The sequence below is a fragment of the Lentibacillus sp. CBA3610 genome, from assembly GCF_013373365.1.
GTDB lineage: Bacteria > Bacillota > Bacilli > Bacillales > Amphibacillaceae > Lentibacillus.
In genome coordinates this window covers 1,567,893-1,587,707 of record NZ_CP035925.1, presented here as the reverse complement: position 1 = coordinate 1,587,707, position 19,815 = coordinate 1,567,893, and the positions used below count along the sequence as shown (strand labels likewise).

The following is a 19,815-nucleotide window of genomic DNA, read 5'->3' as shown; positions in this document are numbered from 1 at the left end:
AACAAAGGCTAAGAACGTCACGTCCTGTGACAACGCCTTTGTAACCAACATCGTGTTGGCCCGCGAGCGAGGAGGCTGAAGCGTTCCCCGCGGAAAGGGAGTATTTTTCCGCAGCGATGAACTAGCACTCAGGCCCCGATAGAATGGGAGGAAGACATTCCAAAAGTTGTGTCGCAGTTTATCCCGCATCTAATGGTCAGCAACCCGCCAAAATACGGCGGCTAACTGACCTTAAATGCCCGATTCTGTTCAGCTAACATTCAGCGGAAAAGTGCGCTCCGCTGAATGAAGTTTCACTTTATGGATTTGAACATCAATTATATAGAGAACAGCCTTTCAAAACATTGGACTACTTTAACAAGGGAACGATTAATATGACAGCAATAACATATGAGCACATTAAAACATGCAAGCAGACGGGTGCCCGTCTCGGAAAAGTCCATACACCGCATGGGTCGTTTGATACACCGGCGTTTATGCCTGTCGGAACGTTAGCCACCGTAAAAACGATGAGTCCCGAAGAATTAAAAGATATGAACGCAAACATTATTTTATCCAACACATATCACTTATGGCTGCGGCCCGGACATGACATTATTGAGGAAGCTGGAGGCCTTCATCAGTTTATGAACTGGGATGGGGCGATTTTGACTGATTCAGGCGGATTTCAGGTGTTCAGTTTAAGTGATATGCGTGACATTAAGGAAGAAGGCGTTCATTTCCGGAATCATTTGAGCGGAGAGAAGCTGTTTTTATCACCCGAAAAGGCGGTGACTATTCAAAATTCGCTTGGCTCGGATATCATGATGGCATTTGATGAATGCCCGCCATATCCGGCGTCACATGATTATATGAAGTCCTCTGTGGAGCGGACATCCCGCTGGGCAGAACGCTGTTTAAAAGCTCATGAACGCCCTTTTGATCAAGGTTTATTCGGAATTATTCAGGGCGGTGAATATGAAGACCTGCGAAAGCAAAGTGCAGAAGATTTAGTTTCATTGGATTTTCCCGGCTATGCCATAGGCGGGCTGTCTGTTGGAGAACCGAAAGACATTATGAACCGTATGCTGGAGTTCACAACCCCACTCATTCCTTCCGATAAGCCGCGTTATCTGATGGGGGTTGGGTCACCGGACTCATTGGTTGATGGCGCTATCCGTGGAATTGATATGTTTGATTGCGTATTACCAACACGTATCGCACGCAACGGGACATGTATGACTTCCAATGGCCGTCTGGTTGTCCGGAATGCAAAATATGCCCGTGATTTCAGCCCGCTTGATGAAAATTGTGATTGCCATGTATGCCGGAACTATACACGTGCCTACATCCGTCATTTAGTGAAATGCAACGAAACTTTCGGATTCAGGCTTACTACTTACCATAATCTATATTTTTTGTTAAAATTGATGGAGCAAGTACGAACAGCTATAAGCGAGGATCGGCTTGGTGATTTTAAAGAAGCATTCTTTGAACAATATGGTTTTAATAAAGAGAATGCCAAAAACTTTTGATAAAGGAGGGTTTGGATAAATGGAAATGCTTGCAACACTCTTGCCAATCATCCTGATGTTTGTCATTTTTTACTTCTTGCTTATTCGCCCGCAGCAGAAACGGCAAAAGCAAGTCAGAGAAATGCAGTCTAATTTGCAAAAGGGTGATAAAGTTATAACAATCGGTGGCTTTCACGCTGAAATCCATGCACTTGATGAAGACACAGTGGTACTTCAGCCGGGTGATGGCCCAAGGCTGACATATGATCGTTCAGCTATTCGGGAAGTCAAAAATGACAATGCACAATAACACTTTATGACCGGTACATAAAGGAAAATGAAAAGAAGTCAGTCCATTTAAGTCAGGGCTGACTTCTTTCGTATTAGTTATTAATTTTCTGATTTGATCATATTTACCCCGATCATTCCACCGAGAAGTGCTGCCAATATAAATCCTGTATGATGAAGTGACTGTTCCAATGAGAAACCATGCTGATAACCAAGATATTGAACCAGGAATGTGAAAAGTGTAAAACCTGCTCCGGTAATGGCTCCAATTACCCAGCCTTTTTCTTTTCCTTTAATACCCGCAACAAGACCGCCAATAAATAAACTGATTAATCCAACTGCTAATGTCATCCATGATAATGTCGTTTCATTCATCCCGGTAAATTGAAGTAAAAAAGCAAGAATGATACTTGTCAAAAGTATCAGGCCAAGAACGATGATCCATCCATACAGTAAGGCAATAAATTGTTGTTTGCGCATGCTGCTCGCCTCCCTTCCAATGATTGTCCATGTATTATCATCCTATTCATTTAAATAAAAAATAGACTGAAATTATTTTGCGGTTTACGACATATATTTGTAAAAGGGACAACCAATTACATTGAAAGAGGATGTCATATGGACATAATTTTGGCGGGAATTATTTTTATTGTCAGTTATATTTTTATCATGACAGATAAAATAAATCGAGCTGTGGTTGCTATGGCAGGCGGGGTTTTACTGTTACTGACAGGCATTTACGATATCAATGAAATGTTTACGAATTATATTGACTGGAACACCATTGCTTTATTGTTTTCCATGATGGTACTGATATCAATCACTGAAAAAACCGGATTATTTTCCTTTGTTGCTGTGCGGTTTGCTCAGCAAGTAAGAGGTTCACCGATTCCGCTGCTCATTGGTGTAAGTATTTTGACAGCGATTGGTTCAGCACTGTTGGATAATGTTACGACAGTACTGATATTGGTTCCGATTATTCTGAAGATCACAAAACAATTAAATCTGCCGGCTTTTCCATATTTGCTGGTGATTATTTTCAGCTCCAATATAGGCGGTACAGCAACGCTTATTGGAGATCCGCCGAATATAATGATTGGACAGGCTGTGGATCATCTGACGTTCCTGTCGTTCATTAACCACCTGGCTCCGCTGGCGATTATTATGTTTTTCATTATGCTGGGGACTGTGCTTCCTTTGTTTAGACGAACATTACGTTCTGGAGACACCAGTACAGAGGATTTAATGAAAACAAATGCATCTGCTTATCTTGTAAGGACGCCTATGTTATACCAATCGATTGCTGTATTGACGATGACATTGCTGGGCTTTTTATTGCATGCCTTCATCCATATCGACCTGACCATTATCGCATTAAGCGGAGCCATTTTATTGCTCTTGCTCACTGAAAAAGAAATGGATACGGAACAAGTTTTTTCACGGGTTGAATGGGTCACCTTATTTTTCTTTATCGGACTTTTTACGTTGGTGGGCGGTCTTGAATCAGCGGGGATTATTGATGAGCTTGCAAGGGCGATTGTACTTTGGACCGATGGTGATTTCGCAGCAACGGCTATATTGATCTTATGGATTTCCGGATTGTTTTCGGGAATTGTTGATAATATTCCGTTTGTCGCAGCAATGATTCCGGTCGTTGAAGAATTTGAAAGTTATGGCATGATTTACCTGGATCCGATTTGGTGGTCGTTGGCATTAGGCGCTTGCCTGGGTGGAAACGCCACACTGGTCGGAGCTTCCGCGAATGTCGTTGTGGCAGGTTTGGCAGAAGGGGAGGGTCAGAAGCTATCATTTATCCGATTTATGTTGTATGGCGTGCCATTTGTTATATTATCGCTTGTGATAGCAACAATTTATATTTACATTCGGTATTTGATTCCATATATGTCTTAGATTTTAGTTTATTGGGTCTTAGTATAAAATCGCAGGCACAATTGCTGTTAAATGCTGTTTTCTAAAGTTGTTATTTTAACACAAAACCCATAAACTGCGACTTAGAATATATTATGTGTGCTATGACACCGCTCCGGAAATACGCTCCGCGCACCTTAGGGCGGCTGGTGAGCCTCCTCGCGCTGACGCGCTCCGGGGTCTCACCTATGCCTCTCATCCCGCAGGAGTCTCCGCATATTTCCTCCGCTGGTCTGTGATACTTCAAATAAAACCACTCCTGTGATTGTTGATTGCAGTGGAGGCCAGTCGACTCCTGCGGGAAAAGCACGTGTCTGAAGACCCCGCAGCGGCGGTTTTCCGCGAGGAGGCTGAAGCCGTGCCCTAAGGTGCGCGACTGGCCGGAACGGAAATCAACAAAGCACTTACGTCGCAGTTTACATCAACTGCGAGGTTAACAACAACAATATTTACTGAAAGAACCCTATTAAAAAACATAACGCCGGCAGCTCTCCTGCCGGCGTTATGTTTTTATATTTTTTATGAAACCCATTTTTGCAGCACTGGTATTTGTCTTAATTCTTCTTTCGTAATGAATCTTAAAGCAAAGAGCAGGAATATATAAATAATCACCAGGGCTATGAGCATTAAAATAAATATGAACAGGTTCGATTCCATTCCGGTAAACATATCTCTTATAAATCTTCCGCACACCCATGTTAAAGCGACCAGTAACCCCATTTTAAACAAATCAAAGCCTGCTATCATAAATCCAATTTCCTTGTAAAGACTGGCCAGGTGAAGCAACGTGACAAGGACAACACCGACTGCCATGGCTATAGCGACCCCATTTATACCAAAGTCAGGGTTGGACGCCAGTAAAAACAGAACTGTCAGCTTTACGGCTGCTCCAATTAAACTGTTCCACATGGCTGGTCTCGCCAAATCGAGTGCCTGTAATGCTGCCTGTAATGGCGATTGAAAATAAAGAAGGATGAAAAAAGGAGCCATCAGTACTAAAAAATGACTTGCATTGGTGGTTCCATACATATAATTTAGTATTGGTGATGCAAATAATGTTAGCACAATCGTTGCAATTGCCCCGGACGCAAATGAAATTCTGATTGATTGATGGATCCGGTAATGGATAAGTTGTTTATTCTGATGGGCATCTGCTTCGGATATGGAAGGCACCAAAGCAATGGATAGTGAATTTGTGATAAATGTAGGTAAAAATAATAACGGTAATACATAGCCGGTCAGTTCCCCGTATTGCTTGGTTGCCATAGAACTGGAGATTCCGGCGATTGCCAGACTTTGAGCAACAAGGATAGGCTCAAGAAAATGCGACAATCTGCCTATAAGGCCGCTGCCAGTACTGGGCAACGAGATTGAAAACAGTTCTTTTAACGTATGTTTGCTGGACCTAATATACTGAAAAAATCTGTGGCGGACGCGAATGATTTTCAGACGTTTAAACATCCCTGCCAAATACAGCATGGATGCAAGTTCACCGAGTATCACACTAAACATGGCTCCGGCTGCTGCAAATTCCACGCCATAAGGGAGCAGAAGCTTGATGAAAAAAGCAACAAATGTAATCCGTACCATTTGTTCAATGACCAACGCAAAACTTTGTGGCTTCATGTTTTGGCGTCCTTGAAAATAGCCTTTCAGAACCGAAGATATAGCAATGATCGGCACAATTGGGCTTATGGCAATTAATGGATACATGGTTCGTTCATCGGTCAGCAGCGTTGTGGCAATAAATGGTGCGGCCATGACCATGCCAATTGTGAAAATAATACTCAAAACACCTGTTGTGAGCAGTGATACAACAAGAATGCGTTTTATTTTGACTTTATCATTTTTCGCTTCAGCTTCAGATACCCGTTTTGAGATGGCGACCGGGAGTCCAAGCTGTGTCAGCGTAATTACCAAAAACAGCGTGGGAAGTGCCATCATATACAAACCGACACCTTCCTCACCCATAATCCTGGCTACAACCAGACGATTGATAAAACCGAGCAGTCTTGTTATCATGCCTGCCATTATCAGAATTAATGTTCCCTTCAGAAATGTTTGTTTGGCCAATATTGCCGACCTACCTTCTCAAAAAATAAAATTTCAGATACAATGATATATATGCAAACAAGTAGGCCAAGCATGACAAGCATGATGATATAAATGGACAAGTTTGTTGAAGAGGAGGGACTTGGCATGGAAATAATAAAAAATGCACGAGAATGGAAACCTGAAATTGAACCAGCATTAAAAAGTAAAGCGACTGAACTAAAGATAATGGGGTATAATGCAACGAGTGAAGATGTATGGAATTGTCTGAAGGATAAAGTGTGGAAAGGTAATCCTTCAAAGCGTTTATATGAAGTGGTTCAGGATATTTTTCACCTATCATCAAATGTCTATATGAGCTATTTAACCATTAATGCGCATCAGGATGACGACTTAGCAGCATCAATAGCTGCGTTGACTGATAACGATTAAGCTGAAAGAATTAATGTATACATAATGGACCCGTAAGTTATTAAGGGAGGCAAAACGACAGATGAAAACGAGAGGAAGAATTGTTGCCTTTTTTCTGATTGTCCTTGTATTGGCAGGAACGATTGGGTCAACGGTGACAGGTATTGCAAAAGATATTAATTTAGGACTCGATCTTCAGGGCGGCTTTGAAGTTTTGTATGAAGTGGAACCTGTTGAAGAAGATCAGGAAACCGACAGGGAATTACTGGAATCCACTGTCAGAATCCTTAACGACCGGGTGGACCGGTTAGGGATAAGTGAAGCAAATATTGATATTGAAGGCGATGATCGGATCCGTGTCCAGCTTGCCGGGGTGGATAACCAGGAAGAGGCCCGTGAACTGTTGTCGACTTCTGCACGTTTGTCTTTCAGGAATGTGGAAGATGAGAAATTGATGGATGGCAGCGATTTGGTTGAAGGAGCGGCCAGTCAGGATTTTTCACAGCAGACCAATGAGCCGATTGTAACATTACAGTTGCAGGATGCCTCGAAGTTCCGTGACATCACAAGTGAATTATCGTCCAAATATGACCCGAGTGCCCTATTTCCGGAGCGGGAAGATTTACTTGTCATCTGGATGGATTATCAGGAAGGTGATTCGTTCGACGAAGAAGTCCAGAAAGAGGACCCTAAATATGTTTCAGCTGCTGGGGTAAAACAAACGCTAAATACGACCGACGTTATGATAGAAGGCAATTTCACGGTTGAATCGGCTCAGCGGCTTGCAGATATTATCAATGCCGGTTCGCTGCCGGTCAACATGACGGAACTGTATTCCAACACCGTCGGGGCACAATTCGGTGAACAGGCACTGGATAAAACGGTGTTTGCCGGGATTGTCGGTATAAGTCTGGTGTTTATTTTTATCATGGCAGTTTACCGTTTTCCAGGGGTTATTGCAGCCATTAATTTAAGTGTTTATATCTTTTTGGTTCTATTAATTTTCAATCTGATGAATGGTGTGCTGACATTGCAGGGAATTGCAGCATTAATTCTTGGTGTTGGTATGGCCGTTGATGCGAATGTCATCACTTTCGAGCGGATTAAAGAAGAACTCAGGGAAGGAAAATCGGTTCCGGCATCGTTTAGAACAGGGTCGAAAAACTCGCTGCGTGCCATTGTCGATGCCAATATTACGACATTGCTTGCTGCGGCTGTCCTGTTTATTTTTGGTACCAGTTCGGTCAAAGGGTTTGCAACCATGTTGATTTTAAGTATTGTTGTCAGTTTTCTGACGGCAGTTTACGGAACAAGACTATTGATGAAGTTATGGGTCAGAAGCAAATTCCTGAAAAACCGGCCGGGCTGGTTCGGTGTGAAACAGAAGGATATTAAGGATATTGCTGATAAAACCGAATATGAACCAAAAGTTTTCAACCGGGAGCTTAATGTCGTGCAACACCGTAAGAAATTTTTTGTTGCCTCGGCCATAATGGTCGTGATTGGAGGCATTGCCCTTGGAATATTCCAACTGAATCCCGGCATCGATTTCACCAGTGGTTCAAGAATTCAGCTGGCAGCAGAAGAAACCCTGAATACAGAGGAAATCGAAAATGGTCTGGAAGAATTGAATCTCCAGGCAGAATCAGTTGTCCTTACAGGTACTAACAATGAGGGTGCCATACTCCGTTATGACCGGGTGATTGATGAGGATCGAATTTCCGACATTCAAACCTATTTCGGGGAAAATTTCAATGCCGAAACGAGTGTCAGTGTCGTCTCGCCTATCGTTGGAGAAGAACTGGTCCAAAATGCACTTTACGCTGTAGCTCTTGCCTCAATAGGTATGATTATATACGTCACGTTACGATTTGAACTGTTTTTTGGGATTACAGCGATTATTGCGTTGGTTCACGATGCGTTCTTTATATTGGCGATATTCAGTCTGACCAGGATTGAATTTGATGTGACGATTGTGGCAGCCATCCTGACCATTATCGGTTATTCGATCAATGACACGATTGTGACATTTGACCGGATTCGCGAAAATATAAAGAAAAAGCAGCGGGTCAGAACGTTTAAAGAGCTTGCTGAAATTGTCAACCGCAGCCTTGTCCAAACCATGACACGCAGTATTAATACAACGGTCACAACGCTCCTGGCTGTCCTGGCATTTCTGTTCCTCGGTGCACAATCCATAACAGGTTTTGCCATCGCACTGGCAGTCGGGCTGCTGGTGGGCACGTACTCATCCTTGTTCCTGGCTTCACAGCTATGGCTTGTCTGGCGCGGAAGGAATATAAAGGATAAGCCGGTCAGCTTTGTCAAAAAGAAACGTACAGAGGGCCCGCAAGTATGATGAAATTCCCCTAATGCTATTCGTGTTAGGGGAATTTTATGGTTATGTTTAGAACTAAAAGGGTAATTCAGACAATAGAGTTTTCATCAAAAGGAGGAAAAAATATGAGAGGGCAAACCTATGTCATTTCAGCCATTATTTTTGTCTTCATTATCGCAGTATTTGCTGTGATCAATGTTGATCCGGTGGAGGTAAATTACTTATTTGGCACTGGAAGGGCACCTTTGATATTGGTTATTTTATTTTCTGTATTGATGGGTGGGATCATAACCGCAGCAGCCGGTCTTGTGAAAGTTCTCCAGTTGCAGAGGGAACGTCATGAACTGATATCAGAGAAACATCAGTTACAAGAAACTTTGAGAAAGCATGATTTACTTCATGAAGCTGACATCGAAAATGAAGCGACTGATCAATTGGATAAAAACAAAAAATAACCTGATTGCTCCCCGTGACTATCTCTTGTATACTGGATTAGTCAGGGGTGAGTTTATGTTAGAGAGTAAAATGAAATGGAAGTTTGCAAAAAAACAAAACGACTTGCCAAATTGGAATTCCAGTAGATGCTCACCGCTAATCAAGGAATTGTTACGACAGCGGGGTATCACATCAGATGAAGAAGCTGAAATGTTCTTATCTCCTAATTTATCACAATTATACAGTGTCAAGTATTTATCAGATATTGACAAAGCAGCAGAACGCGTACATAAAGGGATTGCTGCAAACGAAAAAATCCTCGTCTATGGTGATTATGATGCTGATGGCGTCAGTTCAACGGCAATCATGCTTAAGACGTTACGCGAGCTTGGTGCACATTGTGACTATTATATACCGAATCGTTTTACAGAGGGATATGGACCGCATGAGGAAGCATTCAGAGCAGCTTATGACAATGGCTATCATTTAATTATAACCGTTGATACAGGAATAGCGTCGATACATGAGGCGGCTGTTGCGAAACAGCTTGGGATTGACCTGATTATTACCGATCACCATGAGCCTCAGGAACAGTTGCCGGATGCATATGCGATCATTCATCCTAAGTGTTCACCTAATTACAGGTTCAAGGAATTGGCAGGTGCAGGCGTCGCATTTAAGTTTGCGGAAAGTTTGCTTGGCTCCTTTCCGGAACACTATCTTGATTATTTGGTGATTGGCACGATTGCTGATCTTGTTCCATTAGTTGATGAAAATCGTATCCTGGCCTCTTATGGATTAAAAGCTTTATCAGCAACGAAGAAACCGGGGTTGAAAGCAATTAAGAACGTTTGTGGGATTAAAGGATATGTTACTGAAGAGGATATAGGCTTTTCAATTGGTCCGAGACTAAACGCTGTTGGCCGGTTGCAGGATGCTGATATGGCTGTTGAGCTGTTATTGACTGATGATCAGGATGAGGCTGATCAAATCGCAGAGATGGTTCAGTCGCTCAATCAGGAGCGGCAGAAGATTGTAAGTGCTATTGTGAAAGAAGCCGAAGAGATGGTGGTTCCAGCGGCTGAGCAAGGCGTCATTGTTGTTGCCAAAGAAGGCTGGAATCAAGGTGTATTGGGAATTGTGGCATCAAACCTTGTACGGAAATATGACCGTCCGGCGATTGTCCTTTCAATTATACCGGAAGAGGGGATTATGAAAGGATCAGCCAGAAGTATCCCTGCTTTTGACTTGTTTTCGAATTGTATGAAAATAAGAGATGTGTTTACGCACTTTGGCGGGCATGCACAGGCGGCCGGGATGACGCTGCCGTTGGACAACCTGCAAACACTGCAGTCGGAACTGAACGATATGATTCATCAGCAGCTGACACCGGAAGATTTTACCCAGGAAATTGAGGTTGCAAAGACTGTCACTTTACCGGAAATCAATGAAGAACTGGTTGAGGAGATTAGGGAGTTGGCACCTTTTGGCATGGCTAATCCAAAACCTGTTTTCCATATAAAAGATGTACCTGCAGAAGTAAGACAGATTGGAAGTAATCGGAACCATTTAAAAATGCAATTCCGGCAGCAGAATAAGACGATTGATGGAATTGGCTTTGGGTTTGGTGGTTTATATGATCATCTCTCACCTAAAACACCGATATCTGTTGTTGGCGAGCTCAATATTAATGAGTGGAACGGTTTTCGGAAATTACAGATTGTCATGCACGATATGAAAATTGATGAAAGACAGCTATTTGATCACCGGGGAAAGAAACAGTTCGATCTGATGCGGTTTGTAACGTCTCATACTGACCATGTAGCAGTTAAGCAAACAGTACAGGATGGAGATTCCTTACCCGATAATGTTCGATGGGTTACATATGATACGGATATAGGCAGCTTGAAGCACGTCCATACGCTTTTTCTGTATGATTTACCAACAAAACTGGAAACACTGCAATTATTACTGCAACAACTTAACCCGGTCAATATTCACGTATGTTTCCGGCTGGAAGATAGTACGTTTATGAAGACTTTTCCATCAAGAGACGATTTCAAATGGCTGTACGCACTTCTTGCCAAACGAAAACAGATTGATATAAATAAGGAATTAGCCATGATCATGGATGCTAAAGCATGGACAAAAGATCGGATAAAGTTTATGGCAAATGTGTTTTTTGATCTCGGTTTTGTTAAAATAGAAAATGGTCTTATTCAATTGAACGCTAATCCTGTGAAAAAGGATTTATCCGAATCTGCTATCTATCAGGAGCGTCTGAACAAGGCTGAAATCGAGAAAACACTCTATTATTCATCGTATGATGAACTGCGATCATGGTTGAGTGAATGCATGAAAGATAGGCACATGCCTAAGGAGGAACTTGTATATGGATTATAAAAAACACGTGGAAATTGTTGAAGATTGGCCGACAGAAGGCGTACAATTTAAAGATATTACGCCCTTAATGGATAATGGAGAAGTATTTAAATCAGCAGTGGATGAAATTGTGGAATATGCTCGCAAAAAAAATATTGATCGTGTTGTTGGCCCCGAAGCAAGAGGTTTCATTATTGGCTGCCCTGTTTCCTATGCACTGGAAGTTGGATTCGCACCGGTCAGGAAAGAAGGAAAATTACCGCGTGACGTGATTAAAGTTGATTATGGGCTGGAATATGGCAAAAATGTGCTGACGATTCACAAAGATGCCATTAAGCCCGGCCAACGTGTACTGATTACGGATGATTTGCTCGCAACAGGCGGAACAATCGAAGCAACCATCCAATTAGTGGAAGAACTGGGAGGAATTGTAGCAGGGTGTGCCTTCTTGATTGAACTGTCTTATCTGAACGGGCTTGATAAACTGGAAGGATATGATGTGCTGACATTAATGCGTTATTAGTTAATGTCTGCCGTGCAAGGTCTGATCGAACCAACCATTCGTCAGGCCTATTCTTATTTGTTTGCTTAGATAACTGAAAAATTAAGTTGACATTACCAATGGTTTTTCCTTTACATTCAGGTGAAATTTTTCAATACTATAAACAATAGAAAAGGATCCCTAATCACTCCCATAGTGCAAGGGTTGAACGGAACCCGCAAGAAGCCGGAGTGCCGGATCTGAACTGTTAAGAATTATTGTTAAAGTGAATTCAGGTGATTTTATGGCTAAAGAGGAAGCATTAACAAGTGAAGAAGTGATTAATAAGGCCCGTCGGTACCTATCAGAGGAAGATGCTGAATACCTTCATGATGCATATAAATTTGCCGAAGATGCCCATAAGGATCAGTTTCGGAAATCTGGCGAACCTTATATTGTTCATCCGGTTCAGGTTGCCGGGATTCTGGTTGAACTGAATATGGATCCGGTGACAATTGCCGGGGGATTTTTGCATGATGTTGTTGAGGATACAGATGTGACATTAGACGATTTGGAAGATGCTTTTGACCATGAATTGGCCATGCTGGTCGATGGCGTTACCAAACTGGGAAAAATAAAATATAAATCGAAGGAAGCTCTTCAGGCAGAAAATCACAGGAAAATGTTTGTTGCAATGGCAAGGGATATCCGGGTTATTTTAATTAAGCTTGCGGACCGGCTGCATAACATGCGGACGCTGAAACATTTACCGCCACATAAACAACGCCGGATTTCCAATGAAACATTGGAAATCTTTGCCCCATTAGCTCATCGGCTCGGGATATCAACCATTAAATGGGAACTCGAAGATACCGCATTACGTTATCTGAATCCACAACAGTATTACCGCATTGTTCAACTGATGAAACAAAAACGGGAAGAACGGGAGTCCTATATTGATGACGTTATTGATGAATTGAAGGATCAATTGAAGGATGTCAGCATTGAAGCGGATATTTCCGGCAGACCGAAGCATTTATACAGTATTTATCGAAAAATGGCCGAGCAAAACAAACAATTTAATGAAATATATGATTTGCTTGCCGTTCGCATTCTTGTTCACAGCATTAAAGACTGTTATGCAGTGCTGGGAATCATTCATACATGCTGGAAACCGATGCCGGGCAGATTTAAGGATTACATTGCTATGCCTAAGCCAAATCTTTATCAGTCATTGCATACTACGGTCATTGGTCCAAAAGGTGATCCGCTTGAAGTCCAAATACGCACCAAGGAAATGCATGAAATTGCAGAATATGGAATTGCGGCACATTGGGCTTATAAAGAGGGGAAGCAGCCATCGAAGGGGAGTAAAGCGTTTGAAGATAAACTGACATGGTTCCGGGAAATTCTCGATTGGCAGAATGAGACACATGATGCAGAGGAATTTATGGAAACATTAAAAGTTGATTTGTTTTCCGATATGGTCTATGTGTTTACACCCAAAGGTGATGTCATCGAGTTGCCGTCAGGCTCAGTCCCGCTTGATTTTGCTTACCGGATTCATACGGAAGTGGGCAATAAGACAATTGGTGCGAAAGTGAACGGAAAAATGGAACCACTCGATTATCAGCTGAAAAACGGGGATATTGTGGATGTCATGACCTCCAAGCATTCATATGGTCCTTCTCATGATTGGCTGGCAATTACTCAGACATCACAGGCGAAAAGTAAAATTAAACAATTCTTTAAAAGGCAGCGCCGTGATGAAAATATCAGTAAAGGCAAGGAAGCTGTTGATAAAGAAATTCGCGCATTCGGAATTGAACCCAAAGACGTGTTAACACATGATAATTTACAGCGTGTGTTTGAAAAGTTTAATTTTTCCAATGAGGACGATATGTATGCCGCAGTAGGATATCAGGGAATTACGGCAGCATTAATCGCAACACGCCTGACAGACAGGTTGCGTCAAGCCAAACAAAAGGAACAGAACCTTGAAGAAACAATTGAGGAAGTTAAAAATGATGCGATAACGAAAAAAATCCAAAAAAGGGATTCGGGTGTTAAAGTGGAAGGGGTTGATAATTTATTAGTCCGCCTCTCGAAATGTTGTAATCCGGTTCCCGGTGATCCGATTGTTGGTTATATTACAAAAGGAAGAGGTGTCTCTGTACATCGGAAAGATTGCCCGAATGTACAGTCAGAAGAAGTTAAGGAACGTCTGCTTCATGTCGAATGGGAAAACACCCGCACGGACAAAAAGCAATACCATGTTGATCTGGAGATTTCCGGATATGATCGCCGTGGTCTCGTCAACGAAGTATTACAAGCGGTAAATGAAACGAAAACGAATATTACGTATGTCAATGGCCGTTCAGATCGAAACAGAATGGCTGTTATTCACATAACAATCCTTATTCACAATATAGGACATTTAAAACGGATTGTCGATCGAATTAAACAGATAAAAGATGTTTACACCGTGACACGGACGACACAATAAATTAGTTATAAAGGAGTCATCGAGGCATGAAAGCAGTAATTCAGCGTTCGGGACAGGCCAGTGTCACCGTCAATGAATCAACAACAGGAGCGATCGATCATGGACTGGTTGTCCTGCTTGGTGTAACACACGATGATACAGAAGAAGACGCGGACTATCTGGTGAATAAATTGGTTCATTTGCGGATTTTTGATGATGAAAATGGCAAAATGAATCGGTCATTAAAAGATATTTCAGGGAAAGTACTGTCCATATCGCAGTTTACACTGTATGCCGATACACGAAAAGGACGGCGGCCAAGTTATTTGGATGCCGCCAAACCGGAACAGGCAAATGAACTGTACCAATATTTTAATCAGCAGATCGAACAGCAGCAAATTCAAGTGGAAACAGGCGAATTTGGCGAAATGATGCATGTCCGATTAACCAATTCAGGACCGGTAACAATCATCCTTGACAGCCATGAACGGTAGAAACTTCATTCGGTGGGGCGCACTTTCCCCACTGATTTTTCAGGGGTGTAAAAAGTAATTGTTCAGCCCAGTAACAATACCTGATATTAGTTTCTGTTGGTAACGATTGGTCTGAAGAAGCTGGTCTGTTTCCGGATTGGAAATAAATCCAAGTTCAACGAGAATAGACGGGCGGAAGGTTTGTTTGATGACGTAGTAGTCTTCTTCCTGTGCTTTTCGGTCAGCTGCTTCAGTTTTGCTGATCAAACCATCTTGAACAGACACTGCAAGGGGCGCGTCCTGTTCATGATCGTAATATGTGCCGATTCCTGTTACATTGGGTGCTTCGGAAAAACTGTTGTAATGGATACTTATAAAAGCATCTGCATTCACTATATTGGCCAGGCTTGTCCTGCTCGCAAGTGACACATACCGATCTTCCCCTCTTGTTAAAATAACGTCAGCGCCAAGTATGGTAAGCTTTTCTTCCAGTTCCTGCATCGTCCGATAGGTGAAATCTTTCTCATAAGAGCCACTTGCACCAATTGCACCCACATCAATCCCGCCATGCCCGGCATCTATGACGATTGTTTTATTATCCAGACCTGATGACGTATAGGCTGACTGATTATTAATAAATTCTTTGAATACATAGCCCGACATTTGCCCATTTGTAATTTCGATCCATTTATCTTCTGCTGATATAACGTTAAATTCTTCTCCTTTTTCGGCGTACCCGTTGATTTCATATGTTGTTGAAGGTCCTTCACGTAAATGGGTATTGTCATATTGAATCGTGATCGTGTTTTTAGCTTGTACAACAGATGCAAATGAAAGGCATAGAATAATGGTAAACATTACCGCGGATTTTTTTAAGTGCACTCACATTCATCCTATCGTGTATTTTCATAACCTCTCTCTATTTTAATAAAAAGTATTCAATTAGGCAAAACTAGGAGAGACAAGGGAGGAATTGTGGTGCGTATACATGAAAAGCAGTGGCACTCGAGTACTGATAAGGAAATTTTCGGTGTGGATTTTCACCGTTTTACGGAAATGGAAGACCGGTTTAATCATATGGAAATCGCAGAAGAGCTAGGGGTTTCACTTGGCGAAGTTAAAAGGTTGAAGAAAAAAATAACCCGTACTTGACAACGAAGCCATGAAACATTATTATAGTATTCATTCAATGTGATAGATAAACAAAACCAGTGATGGAAACAGTAGTCAGGTCGCTTGTGACCAGAGAGAAAATGTCATAGGCTGGAAACATTTTCACAGAAGCCCTGATGAACGACATTCCTTAGGTTCTGTATCGAACAGGGATTGGAATAGTTTGTGGGAAATCGGTTTTACCACAGCTGTTTTGTATCGTATTCCCGTTATAGAGTAGGTATAGACGTTTTGCAGGCGTTAACTGTGAAGAGCGGATGTTGTAAGAACATCAATCAGGGTGGCAACGCGGGCAAACTCCCGTCCCTTATATATAAGGGATGGGAGTTTTTTATATGTAAAATAGGAATAGGGGGTTGTAATAATGAGTATGAAAGCTCCACGAGGTACGGTCGATATTTTACCGGAAGAGGCTGCTAAATGGCAGTTTGTCGAACAGAAAATTAAAGATGTGTGCAGACGGTACCATTTTGATGAAATACGGACACCTTTGTTTGAGCATACAGAAGTTTTTCAGCGCGGGGTAGGTGATTCGACTGACATTGTGCAAAAAGAGATGTATACATTTGAAGATCGCGGCGGCAGAAGTCTGACACTCCGCCCGGAAGGTACAGCATCCGTCGTACGTTCATTTGTTGAACATAAGATGCACGGAAATCCGAGTCAGCCTGTTAAACTGTATTATTTTGCCCAAATGTTCCGTTATGAGCGTCCGCAGAAGGGCAGGATGCGGCAGTTGAACCAATTTGGCGTTGAGGCAATGGGGAGCGCTGACCCGGCCATCGATGCGGAGGTCATTGATTTGGCGATGTCGGTTTATCGGGAACTTGGGCTAAGGTCCTTGAAACTGGTGATAAACTCGCTGGGTGATAAAGAAAGCAGGGAAAACCACCGGCAGGCATTGGTGGATCATTTCACACCGCACAAGGTTGAATTATGCAATGACTGCCAAACGCGGCTCGTGCAAAATCCATTGCGGATTCTGGACTGTAAAACGGATAGTGAACACCCCGCTATGAAGACGGCGCCATCTGTTCTTGATTATTTGAATGAGGATTCCACGATTTATTTTGAAAAAGTCAAAAACTATCTGACGCTGATGGGGATAGATTATGAAGTTGATCCAAATCTTGTCCGCGGTCTTGACTATTATAATCACACAGCATTTGAAATCATGAGTGAAGCAGAAGGGTTTGGCGCGATTACAACACTTACCGGCGGCGGCAGGTATAATGGCCTGATCGAGGAATTGGGCGGACCGGCAACCCCGGGGATTGGATTCGGAATGGGGCTTGAACGGCTGCTTATGGCTCTTGAAGCTGAAAATGTTAAAATTCCCGCCGACGAGGATCTGGACTGCTTTATTGTTACAGTCGGTGATGAAGCAGAAAAGGCTTCTGTTCAACTTGTTCATGAATTGCGAAAAAATGGTATCCAAATTGACCGTGATTACCAGGATCGTAAAACGAAAGCACAGTTTAAAGCAGCGGATCGTTTCCGCGCTAAATATGTATTAATTTTGGGTGAAAGTGAAATAGCGCAGCAAGTGATCAATGTGAAAGAAATGATACGGGTAACCAGGAAGAAGTACGTCTAACGCAATTAGTCGAATATTTGCAGGCGAAGCTGTCAGGAGGAAATACTAATGAGTGAACGGATTTCAGCCGGTACATTAGATGAAAAAGATGTTGAACAACCTGTTTTATTAAAGGGATGGGCGCAGAGACGCCGGGATTTAGGCGGCTTAATTTTTATTGATTTACGTGATAAATCCGGACTTGTTCAAGTTGTTTTCAATCCGGATCATTCTCAAAAAGCGTTGGAGATAGCTGATACGGTCAGGACTGAATATGTTCTGGAAGTGAAGGGCAAAGTGGTTAAGCGCGATGCCTCTACGGTGAATCCGGCAATGGAAACAGGAAGCGTTGAAGTGATTGCGTCAGAGTTAACAATCCTGAATAAGGCAAAGACACCTCCATTCCTGATCGAGGAAGAATCGGATGTTGCCGAGGACTTACGCCTGAAATACCGTTATATTGATTTGCGCAGAAGTCCATTACAGGAAACGTTTAAAATGCGTCACAAAACAACTCAGGCGATACGCAACTTTTTGAATGATGATGACTTTTTAGAAATGGAAACCCCTATATTGACAAAAAGTACGCCTGAGGGTGCAAGAGACTATCTCGTTCCAAGTCGTGTGCATGAGGGTGAATTTTATGCTCTTCCCCAATCACCACAGTTGTTCAAACAGTTGATCATGATGAGCGGTTTTGAAAAATATTACCAGATTGCACGTTGTTTCCGGGATGAGGATTTACGGGCAGATCGTCAGCCGGAATTTACACAAATAGATATTGAAACGTCTTTTATGACCGGTGATGATATCATGGACATGACTGAAAGAATGATGAAGCATGTTTTGAAAGAAGTAAAAGATATCGATATTTCACTGCCATTGCCGAGAATGCCATATCATGAAGCGATGGAACGATTTGGTTCTGATAAACCTGATACGCGCCTGGGCATGGAACTCATTCATGTGTCGGACGTTGTGGCGAATTCATCATTCAAGGTATTCAGAGGAGCGCTGGAAGCAGGAGGGAAAGTCTGTTTGTTAAATGTAAAAGGGCAGGCGGCAAATTATTCCCGAAAAGACATTGACAAATTGACCGATTTTGTAAAAGTTTATGGTGCAAAAGGATTGGCATGGCTGAAAATTGAAGGAAGCGACGTGACAGGACCCATTGCCAAGTTCCTATCCGATGAGGAAAAACAAGGCCTGATCGACAGGGCAGATGCATCCGATGGCGATTTGCTGCTGTTTGGCTCCGATAAGACAGATATTGTTTATGACAGCTTAGGGGCACTGCGGCTAAAACTGGGCAAAGAATTGGACTTGATTGACAAGAGCAAGTTTAATTTTCTCTGGGTCACTGATTGGCCGTTACTGGAATATGATGAAGAGCTTGAACGGTATTTTGCGGCGCATCATCCGTTCACAATGCCGGTTGAGGATGATTTGGCCAAATTGGACACTGATCCGGGAAGTGTCCGCGCCAATGCCTATGACCTCGTCTTAAACGGCTATGAACTTGGCGGTGGTTCATTGCGTATTCATAAGAAAGAACATCAGGAGAAAATGTTTGAAGTTTTGGGATTTACAAACGAAAAGACCGAGGAACAGTTCGGATTTCTGCTTGAAGCACTGGAATATGGTGCGCCTCCACATGGAGGCATTGCATTGGGTCTGGACAGGTTCGTCATGATTTTGGCTGGGAGGTCAAATCTCAGGGATACAATTTTGTTTCCAAAGACAGCATCAGCTTCAGACTTGCTTACTGATGCGCCAAGCGATGTAAGTGATGAGCAGTTGCAGGAACTATCCATTCAAATCAAACATGAAGAATGATTCAATTGAAAAAGTGAAACTTAAATCGGTTACTGCCAGTTCACGCAGAAAGTTGTTGTATAATTTTAACATCTGTCATGTATATTTCATATGAGTGTTTATTGATAATACGTTAAGTGTATGTTAATATAGCCTTACAAAAGATAAGCGAATGATTTCAATCCTGATGTGTACGTCTGCTACATTCGTTTTGACCGAACACTTATATAAATGGGAGCCCGAATAGGTTTTCATATTGCGTGCATGCCCCTGAAAAGGGGAAGCATAATAATATATGGAACAGGGCACCCACCTGCCTTGAGCGGGATCAAAACAAAAAAAACAGACGGCACAATTGGGATTGATAGATACATAAAGTGAAACTTCAATAAGCGAGGGTGTATTTCCCTCGCTTAGAAAAGGAACAAAGGCTAAGTACGCAACGTCCTGTTGCAACGCCTTTGTGACCAACATCGTGTTGGCC

15 protein-coding genes, 1 other RNA gene, 1 pseudogene and 1 other annotated feature are annotated in these 19,815 nt (G+C 42.4%); of the genes and pseudogenes, 14 read left to right on the top strand and 3 right to left on the bottom strand.

The window, feature by feature from the left end; translation table 11 throughout:
* The first annotated feature begins 374 nt into the window (after positions 1-374).
* Entirely contained in the window at positions 375-1,514 is a 1,140-nt protein-coding gene (gene tgt / locus Len3610_RS08085; protein WP_176447500.1) for a tRNA guanosine(34) transglycosylase Tgt, read from the top strand.
* 19 nt (positions 1,515-1,533) lie between these two features.
* Positions 1,534-1,803 (top strand): preprotein translocase subunit YajC, encoded by a 270-nt coding sequence (gene yajC / locus Len3610_RS08080; protein WP_176447499.1) that lies wholly within the window; start codon positions 1,534-1,536, stop codon positions 1,801-1,803.
* Positions 1,804-1,883: 80 nt separating this feature from the next.
* Here yajC and Len3610_RS08075 read toward each other — a convergent pair whose 3' ends face one another.
* The gene (locus Len3610_RS08075; RefSeq protein WP_176447498.1) at positions 1,884-2,261 is read right to left on the bottom strand and encodes a TIGR04086 family membrane protein; all 378 of its coding nucleotides are present in this window, start codon (positions 2,259-2,261) and stop codon (positions 1,884-1,886) included.
* Positions 2,262-2,399: 138 nt separating this feature from the next.
* On the opposite strand from Len3610_RS08075, the gene Len3610_RS08070 reads away from it, so the two are divergent.
* A complete protein-coding gene (locus Len3610_RS08070) occupies positions 2,400-3,692 on the top strand; it encodes an ArsB/NhaD family transporter (RefSeq protein ID WP_176447497.1) in 1,293 nt (430 codons plus the stop codon).
* A 537-nt stretch (positions 3,693-4,229) separates the two neighbouring features.
* Here the strand turns inward: Len3610_RS08070 and spoVB are convergent.
* Positions 4,230-5,783, bottom strand: a complete 1,554-nt coding sequence (gene spoVB, locus Len3610_RS08065; protein ID WP_176447496.1) for a stage V sporulation protein B — start codon at positions 5,781-5,783, stop codon at positions 4,230-4,232.
* Between the two features lie 126 nt (positions 5,784-5,909).
* On the opposite strand from spoVB, the gene Len3610_RS08060 reads away from it, so the two are divergent.
* From Len3610_RS08060 to dtd, 7 genes are all read left to right on the top strand, one after another.
* The gene (locus Len3610_RS08060; protein ID WP_176447495.1) at positions 5,910-6,194 is read left to right on the top strand and encodes a post-transcriptional regulator; all 285 of its coding nucleotides are present in this window, start codon (positions 5,910-5,912) and stop codon (positions 6,192-6,194) included.
* A gap of 61 nt (positions 6,195-6,255) precedes the next feature.
* A complete protein-coding gene (gene secDF / locus Len3610_RS08055; RefSeq protein ID WP_176447494.1) occupies positions 6,256-8,532 on the top strand; it encodes a protein translocase subunit SecDF in 2,277 nt (758 codons plus the stop codon).
* Positions 8,533-8,636: 104 nt separating this feature from the next.
* On the top strand, positions 8,637-8,966 hold the full coding sequence (locus tag Len3610_RS08050; RefSeq protein WP_176447493.1) for a LapA family protein: 330 nt from the start codon (positions 8,637-8,639) through the stop codon (positions 8,964-8,966).
* Positions 8,967-9,021: 55 nt separating this feature from the next.
* Entirely contained in the window at positions 9,022-11,349 is a 2,328-nt protein-coding gene (gene recJ / locus Len3610_RS08045) for a single-stranded-DNA-specific exonuclease RecJ (RefSeq protein ID WP_176447492.1), read from the top strand.
* Positions 11,339-11,851 (top strand): adenine phosphoribosyltransferase, encoded by a 513-nt coding sequence (locus tag Len3610_RS08040; RefSeq protein ID WP_176447491.1) that lies wholly within the window; start codon positions 11,339-11,341, stop codon positions 11,849-11,851. Before recJ ends, Len3610_RS08040 begins: the two co-directional genes overlap by 11 nt.
* 262 nt (positions 11,852-12,113) lie before the next feature.
* A complete protein-coding gene (locus Len3610_RS08035) occupies positions 12,114-14,315 on the top strand; it encodes a RelA/SpoT family protein (protein WP_176447490.1) in 2,202 nt (733 codons plus the stop codon).
* Positions 14,316-14,341: 26 nt separating this feature from the next.
* Entirely contained in the window at positions 14,342-14,788 is a 447-nt protein-coding gene (gene dtd, locus Len3610_RS08030; protein ID WP_176447489.1) for a D-aminoacyl-tRNA deacylase, read from the top strand.
* Positions 14,789-14,827: 39 nt separating this feature from the next.
* Here dtd and Len3610_RS08025 read toward each other — a convergent pair whose 3' ends face one another.
* Positions 14,828-15,649, bottom strand: a complete 822-nt coding sequence (locus Len3610_RS08025; protein WP_176447488.1) for an N-acetylmuramoyl-L-alanine amidase family protein — start codon at positions 15,647-15,649, stop codon at positions 14,828-14,830.
* A 96-nt stretch (positions 15,650-15,745) separates the two neighbouring features.
* Here Len3610_RS08025 and Len3610_RS08020 point away from each other — a divergent pair, with 96 nt between their 5' ends.
* The 4 genes and pseudogenes from Len3610_RS08020 (at position 15,746) to ssrS (ending at position 19,697) form a co-directional block, all read left to right on the top strand.
* Positions 15,746-15,919 (top strand): hypothetical protein, encoded by a 174-nt coding sequence (locus tag Len3610_RS08020; RefSeq protein WP_176447487.1) that lies wholly within the window; start codon positions 15,746-15,748, stop codon positions 15,917-15,919.
* A gap of 50 nt (positions 15,920-15,969) precedes the next feature.
* Positions 15,970-16,251 (top strand) — a binding site (T-box leader).
* A gap of 53 nt (positions 16,252-16,304) precedes the next feature.
* Positions 16,305-17,593, top strand: a pseudogene (hisS, locus tag Len3610_RS08015) (histidine--tRNA ligase).
* Positions 17,586-19,352: an aspartate--tRNA ligase gene (gene aspS, locus Len3610_RS08010; protein WP_176447485.1), complete on the top strand. Its 1,767-nt coding sequence runs from the start codon at positions 17,586-17,588 to the stop codon at positions 19,350-19,352. The pseudogene hisS and the gene aspS overlap by 8 nt, the downstream one beginning before the upstream one ends.
* 157 nt (positions 19,353-19,509) lie before the next feature.
* Positions 19,510-19,697: non-coding RNA, 6S RNA (ssrS, locus tag Len3610_RS08005), on the top strand.
* Positions 19,698-19,815 lie beyond the last annotated feature (118 nt).